General features: G+C 39.2%; 15 protein-coding genes. 9 read left to right on the top strand and 6 right to left on the bottom strand.

The window, feature by feature from the left end:
* Positions 1–90: 90 nt before the first annotated feature.
* Complete coding sequence (locus tag VK159_RS22795; protein ID WP_324232485.1) at positions 91–1335, bottom strand: PQQ-dependent sugar dehydrogenase; 1245 nt, start codon at positions 1333–1335, stop codon at positions 91–93.
* Between the two features lie 127 nt (positions 1336–1462).
* Between VK159_RS22795 and VK159_RS22790 the strand changes: the two genes are divergently transcribed.
* The 3 genes from VK159_RS22790 to VK159_RS22780 all read left to right on the top strand — a co-directional run bounded on the left by VK159_RS22790 (position 1463) and on the right by VK159_RS22780 (position 4157).
* Complete coding sequence (locus VK159_RS22790) at positions 1463–2179, top strand: SDR family oxidoreductase (RefSeq protein ID WP_324232484.1); 717 nt, start codon at positions 1463–1465, stop codon at positions 2177–2179.
* Between the two features lie 47 nt (positions 2180–2226).
* Positions 2227–3501: an aminotransferase class V-fold PLP-dependent enzyme gene (locus tag VK159_RS22785; RefSeq protein WP_324232483.1), complete on the top strand. Its 1275-nt coding sequence runs from the start codon at positions 2227–2229 to the stop codon at positions 3499–3501.
* A gap of 149 nt (positions 3502–3650) precedes the next feature.
* The gene (locus tag VK159_RS22780; RefSeq protein ID WP_324232482.1) at positions 3651–4157 is read left to right on the top strand and encodes a fasciclin domain-containing protein; all 507 of its coding nucleotides are present in this window, start codon (positions 3651–3653) and stop codon (positions 4155–4157) included.
* A 76-nt stretch (positions 4158–4233) separates the two neighbouring features.
* Here VK159_RS22780 and VK159_RS22775 read toward each other — a convergent pair whose 3' ends face one another.
* The 3 genes from VK159_RS22775 to VK159_RS22765 all read right to left on the bottom strand — a co-directional run bounded on the left by VK159_RS22775 (position 4234) and on the right by VK159_RS22765 (position 6712).
* Positions 4234–4845 (bottom strand): hypothetical protein, encoded by a 612-nt coding sequence (locus VK159_RS22775; protein WP_324232481.1) that lies wholly within the window; start codon positions 4843–4845, stop codon positions 4234–4236.
* A 268-nt stretch (positions 4846–5113) separates the two neighbouring features.
* On the bottom strand, positions 5114–5500 hold the full coding sequence (locus tag VK159_RS22770; protein ID WP_324232480.1) for a DUF4242 domain-containing protein: 387 nt from the start codon (positions 5498–5500) through the stop codon (positions 5114–5116).
* Between the two features lie 111 nt (positions 5501–5611).
* A complete protein-coding gene (locus VK159_RS22765; protein ID WP_324232479.1) occupies positions 5612–6712 on the bottom strand; it encodes a nickel-binding protein in 1101 nt (366 codons plus the stop codon).
* Positions 6713–6837: 125 nt separating this feature from the next.
* Between VK159_RS22765 and VK159_RS22760 the strand changes: the two genes are divergently transcribed.
* Entirely contained in the window at positions 6838–7620 is a 783-nt protein-coding gene (locus VK159_RS22760; RefSeq protein WP_324232478.1) for an NIPSNAP family protein, read from the top strand.
* 43 nt (positions 7621–7663) lie between these two features.
* On the opposite strand, the gene VK159_RS22755 is transcribed toward VK159_RS22760, so the two are convergent.
* The gene (locus VK159_RS22755) at positions 7664–8122 is read right to left on the bottom strand and encodes a hypothetical protein (protein ID WP_324232477.1); all 459 of its coding nucleotides are present in this window, start codon (positions 8120–8122) and stop codon (positions 7664–7666) included.
* A 242-nt stretch (positions 8123–8364) separates the two neighbouring features.
* Between VK159_RS22755 and VK159_RS22750 the strand changes: the two genes are divergently transcribed.
* Positions 8365–9261, top strand: a complete 897-nt coding sequence (locus VK159_RS22750) for a hypothetical protein (protein ID WP_324232476.1) — start codon at positions 8365–8367, stop codon at positions 9259–9261.
* Between the two features lie 16 nt (positions 9262–9277).
* Here VK159_RS22750 and VK159_RS22745 read toward each other — a convergent pair whose 3' ends face one another.
* The gene (locus VK159_RS22745) at positions 9278–10582 is read right to left on the bottom strand and encodes a hypothetical protein (RefSeq protein ID WP_324232475.1); all 1305 of its coding nucleotides are present in this window, start codon (positions 10580–10582) and stop codon (positions 9278–9280) included.
* Between the two features lie 317 nt (positions 10583–10899).
* Between VK159_RS22745 and VK159_RS22740 the strand changes: the two genes are divergently transcribed.
* From VK159_RS22740 to VK159_RS22725, 4 genes are all read left to right on the top strand, one after another.
* Positions 10900–11604, top strand: coding sequence for a hypothetical protein (locus tag VK159_RS22740; RefSeq protein WP_324232474.1), 705 nt, complete (start codon positions 10900–10902; stop codon positions 11602–11604).
* Between the two features lie 241 nt (positions 11605–11845).
* The gene (locus VK159_RS22735) at positions 11846–12448 is read left to right on the top strand and encodes a hypothetical protein (RefSeq protein ID WP_324232473.1); all 603 of its coding nucleotides are present in this window, start codon (positions 11846–11848) and stop codon (positions 12446–12448) included.
* Between the two features lie 28 nt (positions 12449–12476).
* Positions 12477–13106: a hypothetical protein gene (locus VK159_RS22730; RefSeq protein ID WP_324232472.1), complete on the top strand. Its 630-nt coding sequence runs from the start codon at positions 12477–12479 to the stop codon at positions 13104–13106.
* Between the two features lie 292 nt (positions 13107–13398).
* Positions 13399–16578 (top strand): hypothetical protein, encoded by a 3180-nt coding sequence (locus VK159_RS22725; RefSeq protein ID WP_324232471.1) that lies wholly within the window; start codon positions 13399–13401, stop codon positions 16576–16578.
* Positions 16579–16679 lie beyond the last annotated feature (101 nt).

Genomic DNA, 16679 nt, shown 5'->3' with positions numbered 1-16679 from the left:
GGATCATCTTTTCACGATCAATGATCGTTATTGATACAAAAAAATCCCCGCTGTAAATGCCGGGGATTTTTTATATCAATTGTTTTAGGTTTATTGCTTGCTGATCCTGTAAAGACTTCCAGCATCAGTTACTGCATACAGCATACCGTTGAAATAAGCTACATCACGAAAGCGTTCACCTTTATCTGCCAGTAAGCGTTCTTCACCAACAACTTTGTTATCTTTTATAACAAGACGTACAATATGTGAACTGCTTAGTCCTCCGATAAAAAGATTGTTTTCCCATTCAGGAATAGCATTACCCCTGTAAAATGTCATACCACCGGGAGAAAGAACCGGATCCCAATAATAAACAGGTTGTTCCATACCTTCTTTTTGCTGAATGGCATCACCAATTTTATCGCCACCGTATTCAATACCGTAGGTGATAACAGGCCAGCCATAGTTCTTTCCGGGTTTAATGATGTTTAATTCATCACCACCACGTGGGCCAAACTCTGCTTCCCATAATTCGCCTGTTACAGGATGCAGATCCAGGCTTTGTACATTACGGTTACCATATGCATATATTTCAGGCATTACACCACTTTGATTAATAAATGGATTACCGGGTGCCGGTTTGCCATCTGTTGTGATCTTGAAAACTTTTCCAAGACCTGAAGAAAGTTTTTGCGCCTGCACTCTTCCGTCCAGGTTCGAACGTTCACCTGAACTCACAAACATGTGTCCATCTTTATCAAACACAATACGTGAACCGTAGTGATATGTGCTGCCGGCCAGTGCAGGAGTGGCACGGAATATCACAGAAACATTTTCAACCATACCTGCAGCTTCATTCAGTTTTCCTTTAGCAACGGAAGTGAGGTTGCCCACATCATATTTTTCTGAAAACGACCAATAGATCATGCCATTACTGCTGAATGACGGATCAAGCGCCACATCAAGCAAACCACCTTGTCCGCCCGCATCAACAGCAGGAAGACCTTCAATTTTTTTCACCAATACACCGTTCGCATCAAAAATCTGCAGGAAGCCACCACGTTTGTCTGTTACGAGCAAGCGGCCATCAGGCATTGGCGTAACAGCCCATGGGCGGCCGATGCGTTCTGCAAGTTTTTCAACTTTGTAAGCTGTTGTTGTTTTCACTCCGCCAATTCTTGTTTGTCCTGCAAAAGCAGGTTTATAGTTTGTATTGGCTGCTTTTGTTTCTACCGGCGGCAACTTCGTTGTATCGGTATTTGTTTGATTTGAGCTGGATGCTTTCTTATCTGTACAAGCGGCTGAATAACCGGAAAGAAGCAACACAGTGGTATAAATAAAAAATTTCCCCTGCATGTGTAATAAATTTAGATTGATTGTAAAAGTAAAGAAACTCAGAGTAAGACCGATGATTCAATTTGTAACGACTCCTTTTGTGGAGTTTTTATTTCGTAATTTCAAAGCAAAACTAAACTAATCAAAAATGAATATGATAGACGGGAAAGTAGCCTATATAACTGGCGGTACGAAAGGAATTGGTTATGGCATCGCCAAAGCGCTGTTGGAAAAAGGGATGAAAGTGGCCATTACAGGTCGTTCGTTAACTGCAGCAGTAAAGGCAGCGGAGTCATTAAGTACAGATCCATCAAAGATATTAGCCTTGGAATCAGATGTAAGTTCAATGGCATCGGAGAAAAAAGCAGTGGATGCAACGATCGCTCACTTCGGCCGGCTGGATGTGGTTGTTGCCAATGCAGGTGTTGGACATTTTGCATCCATCGAGGAACTATCGGAAGAGCTATGGAAAGAAACGATCGATACAAACTTAACGGGTGTATTTAATACAGTGAAAGCAGGCATTGATCCGTTGAAACAAACAAAGGGATACATCATCACCATTGCAAGTCTTGCAGGCACCAATTTTTTTGAAAATGCTTCAGCGTATAATGCAAGTAAATTTGGTTTGGTTGGATTTACGCAGGCAGTGATGCTTGATTTGCGTAAGCATGGTATTAAAGTAACCACCATTATGCCCGGTTCTGTTGCAACCTATTTTAATAATCATACACCGAACGATGCAGATGCATGGAAAATACAACCCGAAGATATTGGTGAATTGGTAGTAGATATTCTGCAAATGAACCCACGTACGTTGCCAAGTAAAATTGAAGTGAGGCCAAGTATGCCGCCCGCTAAGTAGAAAAGTAAAGGATGTTGATTAGTATTCGTTTATAAAACGATCAGTTTATGGAGCAAAACAGGAAAGAATTTTTAAAGAAGCTGGGCAGCGGATTGATCGTTGCAGGTATGCCTTCCATTGCATTGGCAAACGACCGCACTTCAATTGATACAAATGATTTTATAGCTGAAGGTGAAGCAACAGATGAAAAATTCTGGAAGAAGATCGCAAAGAAATATTATGAAGTAGCAGATGACCATATCAACCTTGAAAACGGTTATTATGGAATTCAACCAAAACCGGTGTTGCAGGCATTTCAGAAAAATGTTGCAACAGCCAACAAACAGGCAGCAAGATTTGCCCGCAAAGAGTATCCTGCAATTGCTGCTGCAGCAAAAAAAGAAGTTGCTGCTTTTTTAGGTGTTGCCGATGAAGAGATCATCATCACACGTAATGCAACAGAAGCATTGAATATTGCCATACAGGGTTACCCGTTTAAACAAGGCGATGAAGTGATCCTGAATCAACTGGATTATTTCAGTATGATCGAAACCTTTCGTATGCTGGAGAAAAGAGGAGCCATCAGTGTAAAGGAATTTGAAATGCCTTTGTTGCCTAAAAGCGAAGAAGAGATTGTAGAGCTTTACCGTAAACAAATTACAAGTAAAACAAGAGTGATCTTACTCACCCATGTTTCAAACATCAATGGCTTGATTGTGCCTGTTGCAAAAATTGCAGCAATGGCTAAAGAGAGGGGAGTGGATGTGATGACCGATTCAGCACATGCATTAGGACAAATAAAATTCAGCTTAAAAGAGTTGAACTCCGATTTTGTTGGAATGAATCTGCACAAATGGATCGGTAACCCTGTTGGTGCAGGAATTCTTTATGTAAAGAAGGAACGCATCAACGAAATGAAAGCATTGTTTGGTGATACGGGTGCGGCAGAAACAAGCATCAACAAACTGGCACATTTCGGCACCACACCGTTTGCAGTAATCATGACCATCCCGACAAGTCTTGCCTTTCAACAGCAATTAGGTATTGAACGTATTTCAGCAAGACTGCATTATCTCAAAAGCATTTGGGTAAATGAACTGCAGCAATATCCCAATGTTGAAGTGGTTGTACCTGCCGGGTTTTCCTGTGCCATTGCTTCGTTCCGCATTAAACATAAAACAGCAGCAGAAGTGGCTGATGATTTATTCAAGCAGCACAAGATATTTACAGTGGCCCGCACTTTAGGTAAAGATGGTTGCGTGCGTGTAACACCTTCGGTGTATAATTCAGCGGATGATGTAAGACGGTTTGTTGCTGCAGTGAAATCAATTGCAGCTTCCTAGAGTTTGCTGTTCAGATAACTTTTGTTTACAGCTTTGTGTATTTATCGGGGGCTTCTTTAGACATCTTTGTTAAATCATAATTTTTTCATGATCGTACTAAACCTTTTTCATTTGATCGTGTAATAATCGCCATAAAAACACACATCATTATGAAAAAGTTTCTCATGTTGTCAGTAATGGCAATTGCATTCACGTCAGTTGTATCTGCACAAAAAACAGTAGTTGATATTGCTGTTGGTTCTGAAAATCATACTACGTTGGTAGCAGCTGTGAAAGCAGCAGACCTGGTAGCTACTTTACAAAGTGCAGGTCCGTTCACAGTATTTGCTCCTGTAAACGCAGCGTTTGATAAATTACCTGCCGGTACAGTTGCAACATTATTAAAGCCTGAAAACAAAGCAACGTTAACAAAAGTACTCACCTACCATGTAGTTGCAGGAAACATTGACGCTGCTGCAGTCGTAAAAGGCATAACAGATGGTAACGGCAAAGCTGTGTTAACTACAGTAAGCGGTGGTAAATTAACAGCCTCTCTTGTAAACGGAAAAGTGATTTTGACAGATGAGAATGGTGGCACAGCAACTGTTGTTGCTACTGATCTTAAAGCAGGGAATGGTATTGTGCATGTGATTGATGGAGTAGTTCTTCCGAAGTAATGACATGGCTGATGTATAAAACAGGTCGGGTTTACCCGACCTGTTTTTGTTACTGCTGTTTTATTTTAGTTGCAGCTTAATGCAGATGCACCAAAGAGTTGGTTGGATTGAATACACCTTCAGGATTATGATACCATACCCATGCATGTAACAGCCACAGGTTAAAATCAGTATCATATTTCCATACATCATTATCCCCGGTAAAACCCGCAGGTGCATTGTTTGGTGAAAGAGGAATAGGTACTGCATATTCAACTGCTACCAGTTGCATGCTGCCGTTTTCCATTTTGTTATACACCAGTATTTCCGGTTTTCTGAAATCAAATGTTGCATCAAGGTTATCCATTTTCAGAAAATGATAACCCATGTTTTGCCGCACGACATCAATGTCAACATAGCCATCCTTTACAGCATTTTTAATATCACGGTAACGGGCAGTGGCAGCACGTGCCTGTTGCAATTCCCATAACGTGGTTGCCTTTAAACCGCTGTAATTGGTAAGCATGTCGCCCGGAATCAGCATGCTTGTTTTATTCATCAACATTTCTGCCTGTAAAGGATCTGATTTAATGCCTGCTTCTTTACTGCAACTGCCTAAGGAAACAAGCAGTACTAACAACGTAAAAAGAAGGAACGGGTTAGCAACGGCCTTTTGATAATGTGTAACGGTGTGAAAGATCTGTTTCATGTTAAACTCCTTTGTTTTTTGGTTATAGAAAATAGGTGATGGTTTGATGTGAAGGACAGGATGTGGCTTGGTTTTTTCAAGGCATAGCTTCGCCATGCTTCATTGTACGCAAACAAAAAAATAGTAGCGATTTGTTTGTGTAAACAAAACAGAAGAAGGGTCGATCTTAAATTGTGTCGGGAAAAACAGTAGACGGTGTTTCCCAAATGTTGTTCCTGTAGTTTATCGTTCTACAGGAACAAACATGGAACGATGTTTCAGAATATTCTTATTCTTTGGCTGTAGCAGGACTGATGGTTGTTCCGATCTCTGTAATGTTGGTAACAGGGAAACCACCTTTCTTTCCATGCTCACGTAAGAGTTCTTCGTTTTCGGCCTGGTACACACAGTAAATTTTATTACCTGTTACATAACTGTGCAGCCATTTAATTTTTGGTCCCATGTCATTCAGCACACTGCAGGATTTTTGAGAAATACTTTTCAGATCGGGAGGAGTGAGTTGACCTGCACCGGGAATATCCCTTTCAATCAAATAGGTTTTCATCACCGGCTCTTTTTTATTGGCGGCAGGAGTAGTTGTTTGTGCAATGGTAGTAAGTCCGCAAAATAATAACAGCGTAATAAACAGATAGCGGCGTTGAGTGATTGATTTCATAACAAACAGTTTAATTGGTTTAGAATGAAACAAAGATAATTTCATGCAAACCCGTTTGCCTATCACAATTCACCCAATAAATGGTAAAATTCTGTCAACGGAAGCAAATCATTAATTGATGAGGTCCAAATAAGCCATCGGAAGAATACCGTATTTCTTTTTAAAGCATTTTGTAAAATACGATGGACTGTTGAAGCCTGAGTTAAACGTGATCTCTGTAATGTTTTGATTTTTTTTCTTCATCAGCTCACGTGCTTTTTCAAGACGGTATTCTTTCAGTAAATTATTGGGAGAAAGATCACACAGGGCCATTGTTTTCCTGTAAAGTTGCGATTGACTCATGGCAACTGAGCTGCCATATTCATCCATATTAAAATCCTGTTCGCTGTAGTTTTTATCGAGTGCAGTAAACAATAAATCAAGGAGGTTTTGATCGTTGGCCGATAAAGTGTACAGGTTGTTTTCATTACTTGCCAAAAGATCTTTCGACACCAGTTCTTTTACAGTAGATGTAATACTTACCTGTGCAGGTTTACCAATAAAACACAAACGTTCTGCCAATTGAATGGTTTCGCCGAATAATTGTTCATTGGTTGAAACCGCTTCTCCTGCATGGATGCTCATGCGCAGGCCCGCCTGTTGCAGATCAGTATCATTTATCTTTTGCTGAATAGCGCAGGAGCAGGCAATTGCTTTTGCAGCTGATGTAAACGACACCACAAAATCGGAGCCCGCATGTTCTGCTTCCACACCATTATGTTGGGCGATCTCGTTTCGTATTAATGTATTCAGTTGCCTGATGAGTTCTGTTGCTTTTTCCAAACCCAGTTGATGTTGCAGCAACACAGGATCATTCATTTTCGTTGCAAGAATAATACGGAAGGAAGGTTCGTTGATCAGCTTCAATCCTGTATCCGTCAGCTCTGCTTCTTCGGGATCGCTGATGCGGCCGAGAAACGATTCCACCAGGTTGGGCTGCACTTCAATGATCTTATGCGGTGTTAAGCCATGGGCTTTGTTATGCAGCTCCGTTACTTTTTCTTTCGACGGTGCATCAATCAAACAAAATACATGTCCACGTAATTCATCCACCCAATAGGTCATGCATTTACAGCTGTGATCTTTTTCCAGGTACACATCCAGCTTATGTGCTTCCGCTACATCTTTTGCCGTAACACCGGGAACAATATGGAGATCCATGTAAATGGGCATGTGCAATTTATTTGTGTTGAAAGTAGATAAAAATCGTGCGAAATACAAACACCGCATCTCTTATTGATTGCAATCCCACGTTTTGTTTAACTTCAGGGCTCAAGCATTCTTATATGAAAAAAAAGATGAATAGATTAGTAGTCATTGCAGTTCTTACATTATTATTTGCAGTAACAACAGAAAAACTTGCAGCCGCACCCGCCCGTGAGTTTTACCGGTTAACGGTTTACCATTACACAACTGTTGAGCAGGAGCAGGCACTCGATACGTATCTGCAACAGGCTTTGCTGCCCGCTTTGCACCGGATGAACATAAAATCAGTGGGAGTGTTTAAAGCCATTGCAAACGATACAGCAGCAGCAAAAAAAATGTATGTATTGATTCCTGTTAAATCACTGAATGCAGCTGCTGAGATGATGGCTAAATTATCATCCGACAAAGAATACCAGGCAAAAGGTGCTGCTTATCTTACGGCAGCTTATAATGCAGCTCCATATAAACGAATGGAAACAATATTGCTGCAGGCTTTTTCTTTAGCACCTGTAATGCAGCTGCCACAACTGAAATCGCCAAAGAAAGAACGTGTGTATGAATTACGCAGTTACGAAAGTGCAACAGAAAAGATTTTTCAGAACAAAGTGCATATGTTCAATGAAGGCGATGAGATCGGTTTATTTAAACGCTTAAACTTCAACGCCATTTTTTATGCAGAAGTTGTTGCCGGCAGCAAAATGCCCAACCTGATGTATATGACCAGTTTTGAAAACATGACCGACAGAGATGCACATTGGAAAAGCTTTGGCAGCGATCCTGAATGGAAAAAATTATCGGCAATGCCGGAGTATAAAAACAATGTATCGCATATTGATATCATGTTTCTCCGGCCAACTGAATATTCAGATTATTAAAAACAAAAGTCCGGCAGATCATCTGCCGGACTTTTGTTTTCGTTTATCCTTTACCGTTCTTCTTATCCTTTTTTTCTTTCTTTACTTTTTCCTCTTTTTCCTTTTTCTCTTTCTGCTTGTCTTTTACTCTATCTTCTTTCTCCTTCGACTTGTCTTTCATTTTTTGTCTTTCATTTTCCTCGATGCGGTCATAGTCTTTCACTTTATCCTGTCCAACAATATTGTGAATATCCTGCACTCGTCTTTTATTCAGCGCCTGGATCTGATCCTGCTTTTGTTGTTGCGTAAGTGCATCGTTTTGCATGATGGCTTTATGCTCATCCCTGTAACGGTTATTGATACTCTTAATTTGTTGTCCCTGGTTACGGTTGAGGTTTAAGTCTTTTACCTGCCGTTGTTCCTGTTTGATCCGTTTCTTTTCTTTCCGTACATCCGTTTCCTGTGCAACAGCAAATGAGCCGATGAACAAAAACGAAAGAATAAACATGAGTACCTGTTTCATAAAATCAATTTAAATGTGAATAATCAGGTCTGTGTGCCTCTGTGGCAATACAGATCATTCTATGGCTATAGCAACCTATGTCAATAACTGTGCCTGCTATTGCATAACGGGCATGGTTATCCATTTTCTCAAATTACAGCCCGGAAACGATAAAATCTGTATTCAATAATCAACCCTGCAAATGATGCGTGTCATTGGAAAGCGGCAACCGGCTGTTGTACCTTCTGCCAAAACAGGTAAAAATGTGTACATGCCTGAACAATGTGATGAAGTGGATGAACATTTGTTTATTGCCGGTACTGGTAAGTTCCTGCACCACTTTTTATTTTGAACAACCACTGCCGGCCGACCGGCCAAACAGTAACGAATTCCCGACGCACTTACTGGGCAACTGGGAATCGTTGCCCGATACCGGTGTATATATGATCAATGTTCCTGATTCCGGAACTGCATCATCAGGAATAAACTCAATGCCGTTTCAATGGAACAGAAAAGAAAAAGAACGTTCGCCGTTCAATTCTTCTGATGACAGTCTTTCACTGATAATTGAAGAAAATCTTTTTGCAATCATTGTCAATCGTACTGAAAAAATTGCAAAAGGTGCATGGCCAAAACTAAATGCAGAAAGGGAGTTTGTTTATCCGCCGGGAGAAATTTATGAATTTGAGCAGCTGATCGTTTACGATAGTCTGCGTCAACCGGTTGATACAGTTGATCAATACATTTTTCGAAATGCAAAAATGTATGATATTGATGCTGAAGGTACCATGTCAACAGGAAGAAGCTATTGGCAGGAGAAGGATACCTTTATCATGAAATCGATTGATACCCTGTTTTTTGATCTTGGAAAAAACGCAATACTCCGTCAATTGAATGATCGCTTCTATGCTGTAAACATACGTGGCAGTATAACAGGCGAACGAAACAACTGGTGGCAAGTATATATCATCGAAAAAAAAGCTGATAATATATTTTCAACCTGGGAATGCAGCCGTAAAACAAAAGAATTGCCTTCTCTTCTTTATTTATACCAGGATCATACTTTTTATTTCAATGCAACATGGACAGTCACCGACATCCTTCAACTTATGAGCCAGGGTTATTTTGTTGAAACAGATGAGTATCATTTAAAACAATAAAACAGTTAGCTCCACCTTATTCTTTCACCTGCGGTCCGCTGAACTGGCAATTAGTAAACGTTGCCCTGCCGATAAACTTCATGGGATCAGTTTTTCCATAATAACGGAAAATACAATTGGAAAAAGCTACCTTTTCATTATTGCTGTTCAGCAATGTTTGTCGGCCAATTTTATTCGGGTATACAAAATGAAACGTGCTGTTGCTGATGTTCAACGGTAGTTGTGTACTGATGTTGCCGATACTTCCTAAGCTCTCAGCAAAAATATTACTGATGTTGGTGCTGTACCAACCGGCTTGTGCAATATCAAACAGGCGAATACATCGTCCGGCAATATTGCCGCCATCAATGGTATAACTGCCTGCCTGTGCTTTTCCGTATTTACCTGCAACGTATAATGTATGGATACTGCCCCAGCTGTAAATACCACGGATCACATTTCCTTTTTCCTGTGCCTGCCCCGTTGCAAAACCAACTTTGCCATTACCGCAACGGATATTTTCAAACAACAGGATATCGGCATTCACTGTTTTCCCATTGGGACTGATGGAATAATTGATGGTGAAGTTGCCAACATTCATGTCGTGTACTTTAATACCTGTTGAACCGCTGTTATTGCGGCTGCCATCATAATCAATTACCAGTCCTGCATATTGCGGCGTACATTTTCCATTGGCATCATTGTACTGATCGAAAGGAATATTGTAATAAACAGAATCAACAGCAGCAGGTGCTTTAAACATGCCGAGTATCGTGAGGTTATTGATCTCGCTTCCTTTGTTGAGTTGTAAGCCCAATGCAAAACCATCTGTGGCAGTGTATTGCAATGTTGTACCGGTGCCGCTATCCCAGAACGATGATTCACCATAGATATGAATGGTGCAACCGCTGTATTGCTCTTTATAGATACTTGCAACCGTTAATGATTTACTGAAAGGATACACACCACGTGGAATAAAAAACTTTCGCAGCGTACCACTGTTTGCTAAAACTGTATTGATCCCTTTCTGCAACACACCCGCATTATCTTTTACAGATCCTGCACCAAACCATTTTGCACTGAACACATTGGTATAGGTTCCTTCAGGTGAAACGGTGAGTGTGGTATCAAAGATCCATTGTGTAAGTGCTGCATCAATAATGCCGCCTTTGATGGTGCCTGTGCCATTGATCTTTCCTTTACTGCCGAATTTAAGAAGAACGCCTTTGGGAATTGTCCAGGTGTTGTTGATGGTAGTGTCTTTATTGATAACAATATCCTGTGCGTTTGTGGTTGCCGAAAGAACAATGAAAAAATGAACAAACAATGCAAAGCGTTTCATATACGGTGGTTGTTTCATGAAGGATGATGTATTGGCTGTAAAAGTAAGGAACGGATCGTTAAAGTTTGTTTTGAACCACAGAGACACGAAGGCACGGAGGAGGAAGATATAAATCAGCAATTACTTTGAAAGTAAACTTTTGTAATACCCCGTAAAATCCCGTTAAAACACGGTTGCCTGCTATGGCCCTGACTCTTTACTTTGCCCTACCATGCCCGTGGTTTCTGCGTTGTTTCTACGTCAGTTGACGCAGAAACAACGCAGTTGTTGCGAAGCAATAACCAACAACAGAACCACCAACTCCTGAACAAACGCCTATGGCCAAACAGATCGCTGCATTTCTGAAAGGACGTATGAACAATGTGCTGTTTTACCAGCTGGGCGACAGTTATGTTGCCCGGAGACTGCCTGCACAGGTGCATCAAACGGAAGCCATGCAAAGCCGCAGCCGCAATTTTGGTGTGGCCGCTGCAGCAGGCCGCATTCTCCGCAGTTACTGGCAGGAGCTGCTGCCCAACCCGAAAGATAAACACATGCAGAGCCGTTTTTCAGGTGTCATTGCCAAATGGCTGGGGCAGGCAGTGGTACAGGAACTGCCGCCGCAGGAAAACCTGCCCTTTATTAACGGGTTTTGTTTTAGCACCGAAACAACACTAACCGAACGTTTGCGCATACCCCTTGCCGTTACTGCAAACAGCAACGGGCTTGTATTGGATATGCCTGCCTTTGTACCCACGCAAAATATTGCCGCACCTGCTGCAACAGTAAGTGTGGAACTCCTGTTTGCCGCTGCAGCCTGCGGTCTTGCCCAACGGGAATACCGGGGCGGGGTATTGGCACAATTGCAACTGCCTTATACCCATGTGTTGCAACCTGCACAGCAGATGTTGTTAGTACTCCCGTTAACAGCAGGCAGCCTGGTGGTAACGGCGGCGGCTATGCGCTATACACTGGCTGATGGAGTGCCGGAGAACAGGGCTGCGTTTTTACCGGCTGGGGTGGTTGATGCAAGATGGATGTGAGAGAATAAGTGAAGATTGTGAAAACAAGAAAAAAGAAACGACGCATTTGTAACCAGATGCAGACGCTTATGAAACGTTTGTACACGGTTATATGATTTAAGGGATTGTAATAACAACAATACAAAAAGGCGTACACTAAATAATTGATTCACAAGCTTTGTTTATTGGGAGATGTTGCGTATAATAGCGCAAATACAAGCGTTGTGTGTCATGCTTTTTGAACATTCCGTAAACTTTAAACATGACTAATTGGACAGAGTATAAAATTGATAAGCACTCTATTAAGGCGACAGAGAAACTTTCAAAAGTTATTATAAAAGAACTTGCTCATGAACTTGACAAGTTTTTTCAGTTTGACACCAAAATAAGACCGCAAAGAACAAGATTTGTAAAGGACAAGTTAGCCTTACTAGGACATAATAAGTTTAAGTACAAAGTATATGCAAATGGACTTTCACCAAATTTGACACAGCTTAACGGCGGGACATTTAAAAATTCAGAGTGGCTCTATGACTTACATTGGTACGTTGAAGGGAAAAATAATTACACTACAACAAGAATGCCATTGGTTATGGAATGTGAATGGCAACAAAAACGCAGAGGTGACAGGAACGTAGATTTCAGCGGCATAAAGTATGACTTTCAAAAGCTGTTAGTTGCAAATGCAGAATTTAGATTAATGATATTTAAAGTTATTCGACCGACAGATTTCAACCATTTGACGGAATATTTTGAAGACAACATCAATAACTACGAACACTTGCCCAGTGGTTCAAAGTTTTTATTTATCGCATTTTATGACAAAGGCAAGACCTTTTATTACCAAGAGATTTTCAAACAATAATACGAAAACAAAACACTAAAAGATAAGTATGATGACAAAACTTGAAACAGAATATGATTTGGTTTTTATTGTTGACTGTTTATCACAACAGGACAGAGACGACTTCAAGATTTCTGAAGACTTAATGAATTTCCTTGCCTCAAAAGGTATTAAACAACTTCAAGGAAAATGCAAGAATAAAGCTATGGTTCTTGACACATTTACCTACATGAAGAAGCTTGCCGACACAGGACTAAAGTTCTGCTTGCAAATTGTATCTCATGGAACAGAAGAAGGGCTTTGGATTGAGGAAACAGATGAGGATATTTATTGGGAAGAACTTAGAAACTTACTATACGAATTGAATAGTAAACTTGAAAATACTCTAATCGTAAATATGACAAGTTGTAGAGGATTAAACGGAGTGAAAATTATTGACGAAAATAAAGGCGACTATCCATTTTTCGGCTTGATTGGTTGTAATCGTGACCTTTATATTGACGAAGCTAAGACTACAAACGACTTATTTTATAGCAAGCTATTAGAAGGCAAAGACATTTCAACCATAATCCCTGAAATACAACAAGAGTTTAAAAGTTTAGGGAAGACTGATGATGTTATCTATGGAATTTCGTCGCAAGGATATAAAGCAATTGTCAAAAAATTAAGTAAGCGATAAAATAGCAACAGCCTTAGGGTGACACAGTAGCACGAACACACAACATTGGTATTGCTGCAAGTGTGGCTGGACGTTGAAATCTTCGGCTGTAATTCGCTATCAGCAGCGGTTTCGGCGGACGTAATTCTATTGGGCTTTTAGTTGTTATCTTGTACTTTTAAATCTTTATTGGGCAGCGGTTCCGGGCTGGACGTTCAATGAATTCCACACCTGCAGCAATACCTGTCCGTAAGCTGTCACCCTATAAGACCTAAACTTTATTCAAGGCGAACATAACAACAGACCAAAATCAATGAATATAGAATGGAATACATTACGAGCGTTTAATGGCGATATTAAAAATGGCTTTGAAGAACTTGTTTGTCAATTAGCAAGAGCAGAACAAATTCCAAACAAATCTAAATTTATAAGAGTTGCTGCACCTGACGGTGGAGTTGAGGCGTATTGTGTTCTTTCTGACAATTCAGAATACGGTTGGCAAGCAAAGTTTTTTACTACAATGGGCGATTCTCAATGGACACAACTTGATGAATCGTTTAAAACAGCTTTTGCAAAACATCCGAATTTAATAAAGTATTACATCTGCGTTCCATTAGATAGACCAGACCCAAGAATAACCATCACAAAAGGAAAGAGAGAAGGGCAACAAGTGAACCATTTTATGGATAAATGGAATATAAAAGTAGCCGAATGGGAAGCGTTTGCAAAGTCAAACAACAGAACAATTGAATTTGATTTTTGGGGAAATTCAGAAATTTTTGTGCGTTTAAGCAAAAAAGAAAACGAAGGCAAACTTTACTATTGGTTTGGCAAGGAAGAATTTTCCGATGAATGGTTTAAACAAAAACTTGATGAGAATATCAAAAATCTTGACAAGCGCTATACACCCGAACTGAATTTTGAATTGCCAATTGCAAAGATATTTGACGGAATTAGCAGAGATAAATATTTCAACGAGCAGTTCAACTCTTATCTTGATGATTTACTTAAACATTATAGAAAAGCAGTTACTCATTTAAAAGAAGCAAAAGTTAAAGACCATATTGATAGAATTGTCTCAACAATTACAACATTCAGACAACAATGTGAGCAAATTGATTATGTTGAAATAAGCACTATTAATAATGTTGGTTTGAGTTCGCTATTAGAAGATGTTAGAAAAATCATTGACGATTTAATCCATAAACTATATGTAATAGATTCTACACTCAAGAAAGAAAAAAAAGAAAAAAAAGAAAAAAGTAAATACGAGAGTGATACAAATAAATTTGATTGGGATATAGAGTATTTCAGAAAGCTCAATAGTTCAATTTATCAGTTCATTGAATTTCTGAATAGCACAACAGTTCTTCTTTCAAACAATCCATTTCTGCTTTTAACAGGCGAAGCAGGAAAAGGGAAATCTCATTTACTTGCCGATGTGGCAATAAAAAGAGAAGAACGAAATCAATTTTCAATTTTATTGCTTGGTCAACATTTTACAGAGGAAGAACCTTGGAGTCAAATCAAAAAACAACTTCAATTAAATTGCGAAAGAGATACGTTTCTTGCCTCCCTAAGTGCAAAATCCGAAACAACACAAAGCAGAATTTTAATTCTGATAGATGCAATAAATGAAGGGAAAGGAAAAGAATTGTGGAAAAATTACATTTCAGGCTTCATTTCCGCAGTAAAGAAATATCCGAACATAGGTGTAGTTCTTAGCCTTAGAACTTCTTATGAAAAAGTAATAATTCCTGAATCATTAATCGAAAAAAAAGAAGTCGTAAAAGTTATTCATCACGGTTTTTCACATCACGAATACGAAGCATCAAAACATTTTTTTGAGTATTTCGGAATTAAACAACCAAGTATTCCTTTACTTCACCCTGAATTTTCAAATCCATTATTCCTGAAATTATTTTGCGAAGGATTAAGCAAGAAAGGATTACACGAAATACCCAATGGTTATGAAGGTATTTCTACTATTCTTAATTTCTATCTTCAAGCTATTAATAGTAAAGTTTCGGAAAAACACAGATTGCCTGAAAACTTAAATCTAACTCAAAAAGTTGTAAAGAAAATTGCAAGCCAAATTGCTGACACGGAAAATACATATATAAAATTTGACGATGCGTATGCTGTCGTTACTCAATTTGCCAAAGACAACTCAATTACAGAACCAGCTCAGTTTTTTGAAGATTTAATTCGGGAAGGACTTCTCACTCAAAACGTATATTGGGAAAGAAGTGGAAATTCTTTTGACGGTGTGTATATTTCCTATGAAAGATTTAGCGACCATTTAGTTTGCGCCTACTTGTTGGAAAATCATTTTGACAAGAAGAATCCGACTAATTCTTTTGCTTTAGGAAATAAACTATATTCACTACTTGAAGACCAATTTAAATCTTATTACAATAAAGGAATTATTGAAGCCCTTTCAGTTCAATTACCTGAATTGGCAGGAATAGAATTATTTGAAGCTGCACCACACGCAAAAGAATTTGATGTTGTCGCACAGGCATTTGTTGAAAGTATCGTTTGGAGAAAGAAAGAAACAATCAATGAGAAACTAAAAGTTTACATAAACGAAGTTGTAATTCAAAAGCACGACTTGCACGATTATTTCATTAGCACAATTCTTTTAATCACATCACAGCCGAAACACTATTTCAATAGCGATTTCCTGCACAATCATTTAATGAGATTCAATATGGCTGACAGAGATTCGTGGTGGACCCCATTTATTCATCATCAATACCCAAGTTATCCTGATGAAATCACTTCTATCCAACGAATGATTGATTGGGCGTGGACAGATGATAAACGAGAAAACATTTCTGATGAATCAATTCGTTTAATGTGCCAAACATTGTTTTGGTTTACAACAAGCACTAACAGAGCGTTAAGAGATTCTACAACAAAAGCAATTATTTGTCTTTTAGAAGAACGAATAAACGTTTTGATGCAACTCATTGAAACATTTCAAAAAGTCAATGACCCTTATGTTTTACAGCGATTATATGCCGTTGCGTTTGGTTGCGCTGTAAGAACAAGCAAAATTGAATCATTAAAAGATTTAGGAGTTTCTATTTATGAATCTGTTTTCAATACAAAAAATGTAGTTCCTGATATTTTACTTAGAGATTACGCAAGAGGAATTATTGAGTACTCTGTTTTCAAAGGACACAAGTTTGATTTTGATTTAAACAAAACGAAGCCGCCTTTTAAAAGCGATTTACCAACTTTATTTCCAAGCAATGAAGAAATTGAAAAATACGAATACGATTATAAGGCAAAAGATTTCAAAGACTACTATTGGAGCTTGAATTCTATTATTAGTTCTATGAAAACAAATGTTGGGGGGCAGATGTATGGAGATTTTGGTAGATATACATTTGAAAGTGCTTTTGACAATTGGAGAGTAAATGCACAGTTACTAAGTAATCTGGCTGGAAAATCCACTCAAATTGACCCCCTGCTACCGGCTTAAACTGACCCCCACTGGCCATAGTAATGTGACCCCTTTCGGCCATTGCAAACTGACCCCCTGAAGTTAATAAAAAGATTAGTTGTTTTTGTAGCATAAAAACA

It is taken from the genome of Lacibacter sp., assembly GCF_035299325.1.
In the GTDB taxonomy this organism is placed as follows: domain Bacteria; phylum Bacteroidota; class Bacteroidia; order Chitinophagales; family Chitinophagaceae; genus Lacibacter.
The sequence above is the reverse complement of the archived record's forward strand: the minus strand, read 5'-3'. Positions and strand labels throughout refer to the sequence as shown.

Bases quoted from the DNA above. Each gene is read 5' to 3' on its own strand.
- VK159_RS22795 (WP_324232485.1), bottom strand. From the start codon at position 1,335: ATGCAGGGGAAATTTTTTATTTATACCACTGTGTTGCTTCTTTCCGGT.
- VK159_RS22790 (WP_324232484.1), top strand. From the start codon at position 1,463: ATGAATATGATAGACGGGAAAGTAGCCTATATAACTGGCGGTACGAAA.
- VK159_RS22785 (WP_324232483.1), top strand. From the start codon at position 2,227: ATGGAGCAAAACAGGAAAGAATTTTTAAAGAAGCTGGGCAGCGGATTG.
- VK159_RS22780 (WP_324232482.1), top strand. From the start codon at position 3,651: ATGAAAAAGTTTCTCATGTTGTCAGTAATGGCAATTGCATTCACGTCA.
- VK159_RS22775 (WP_324232481.1), bottom strand. From the start codon at position 4,845: ATGAAACAGATCTTTCACACCGTTACACATTATCAAAAGGCCGTTGCT.
- VK159_RS22770 (WP_324232480.1), bottom strand. From the start codon at position 5,500: ATGAAATCAATCACTCAACGCCGCTATCTGTTTATTACGCTGTTATTA.
- VK159_RS22765 (WP_324232479.1), bottom strand. From the start codon at position 6,712: ATGCCCATTTACATGGATCTCCATATTGTTCCCGGTGTTACGGCAAAA.
- VK159_RS22760 (WP_324232478.1), top strand. From the start codon at position 6,838: ATGAATAGATTAGTAGTCATTGCAGTTCTTACATTATTATTTGCAGTA.
- VK159_RS22755 (WP_324232477.1), bottom strand. From the start codon at position 8,122: ATGAAACAGGTACTCATGTTTATTCTTTCGTTTTTGTTCATCGGCTCA.
- VK159_RS22750 (WP_324232476.1), top strand. From the start codon at position 8,365: ATGTGTACATGCCTGAACAATGTGATGAAGTGGATGAACATTTGTTTA.
- VK159_RS22745 (WP_324232475.1), bottom strand. From the start codon at position 10,582: ATGAAACGCTTTGCATTGTTTGTTCATTTTTTCATTGTTCTTTCGGCA.
- VK159_RS22740 (WP_324232474.1), top strand. From the start codon at position 10,900: ATGGCCAAACAGATCGCTGCATTTCTGAAAGGACGTATGAACAATGTG.
- VK159_RS22735 (WP_324232473.1), top strand. From the start codon at position 11,846: ATGACTAATTGGACAGAGTATAAAATTGATAAGCACTCTATTAAGGCG.
- VK159_RS22730 (WP_324232472.1), top strand. From the start codon at position 12,477: ATGATGACAAAACTTGAAACAGAATATGATTTGGTTTTTATTGTTGAC.
- VK159_RS22725 (WP_324232471.1), top strand. From the start codon at position 13,399: ATGAATATAGAATGGAATACATTACGAGCGTTTAATGGCGATATTAAA.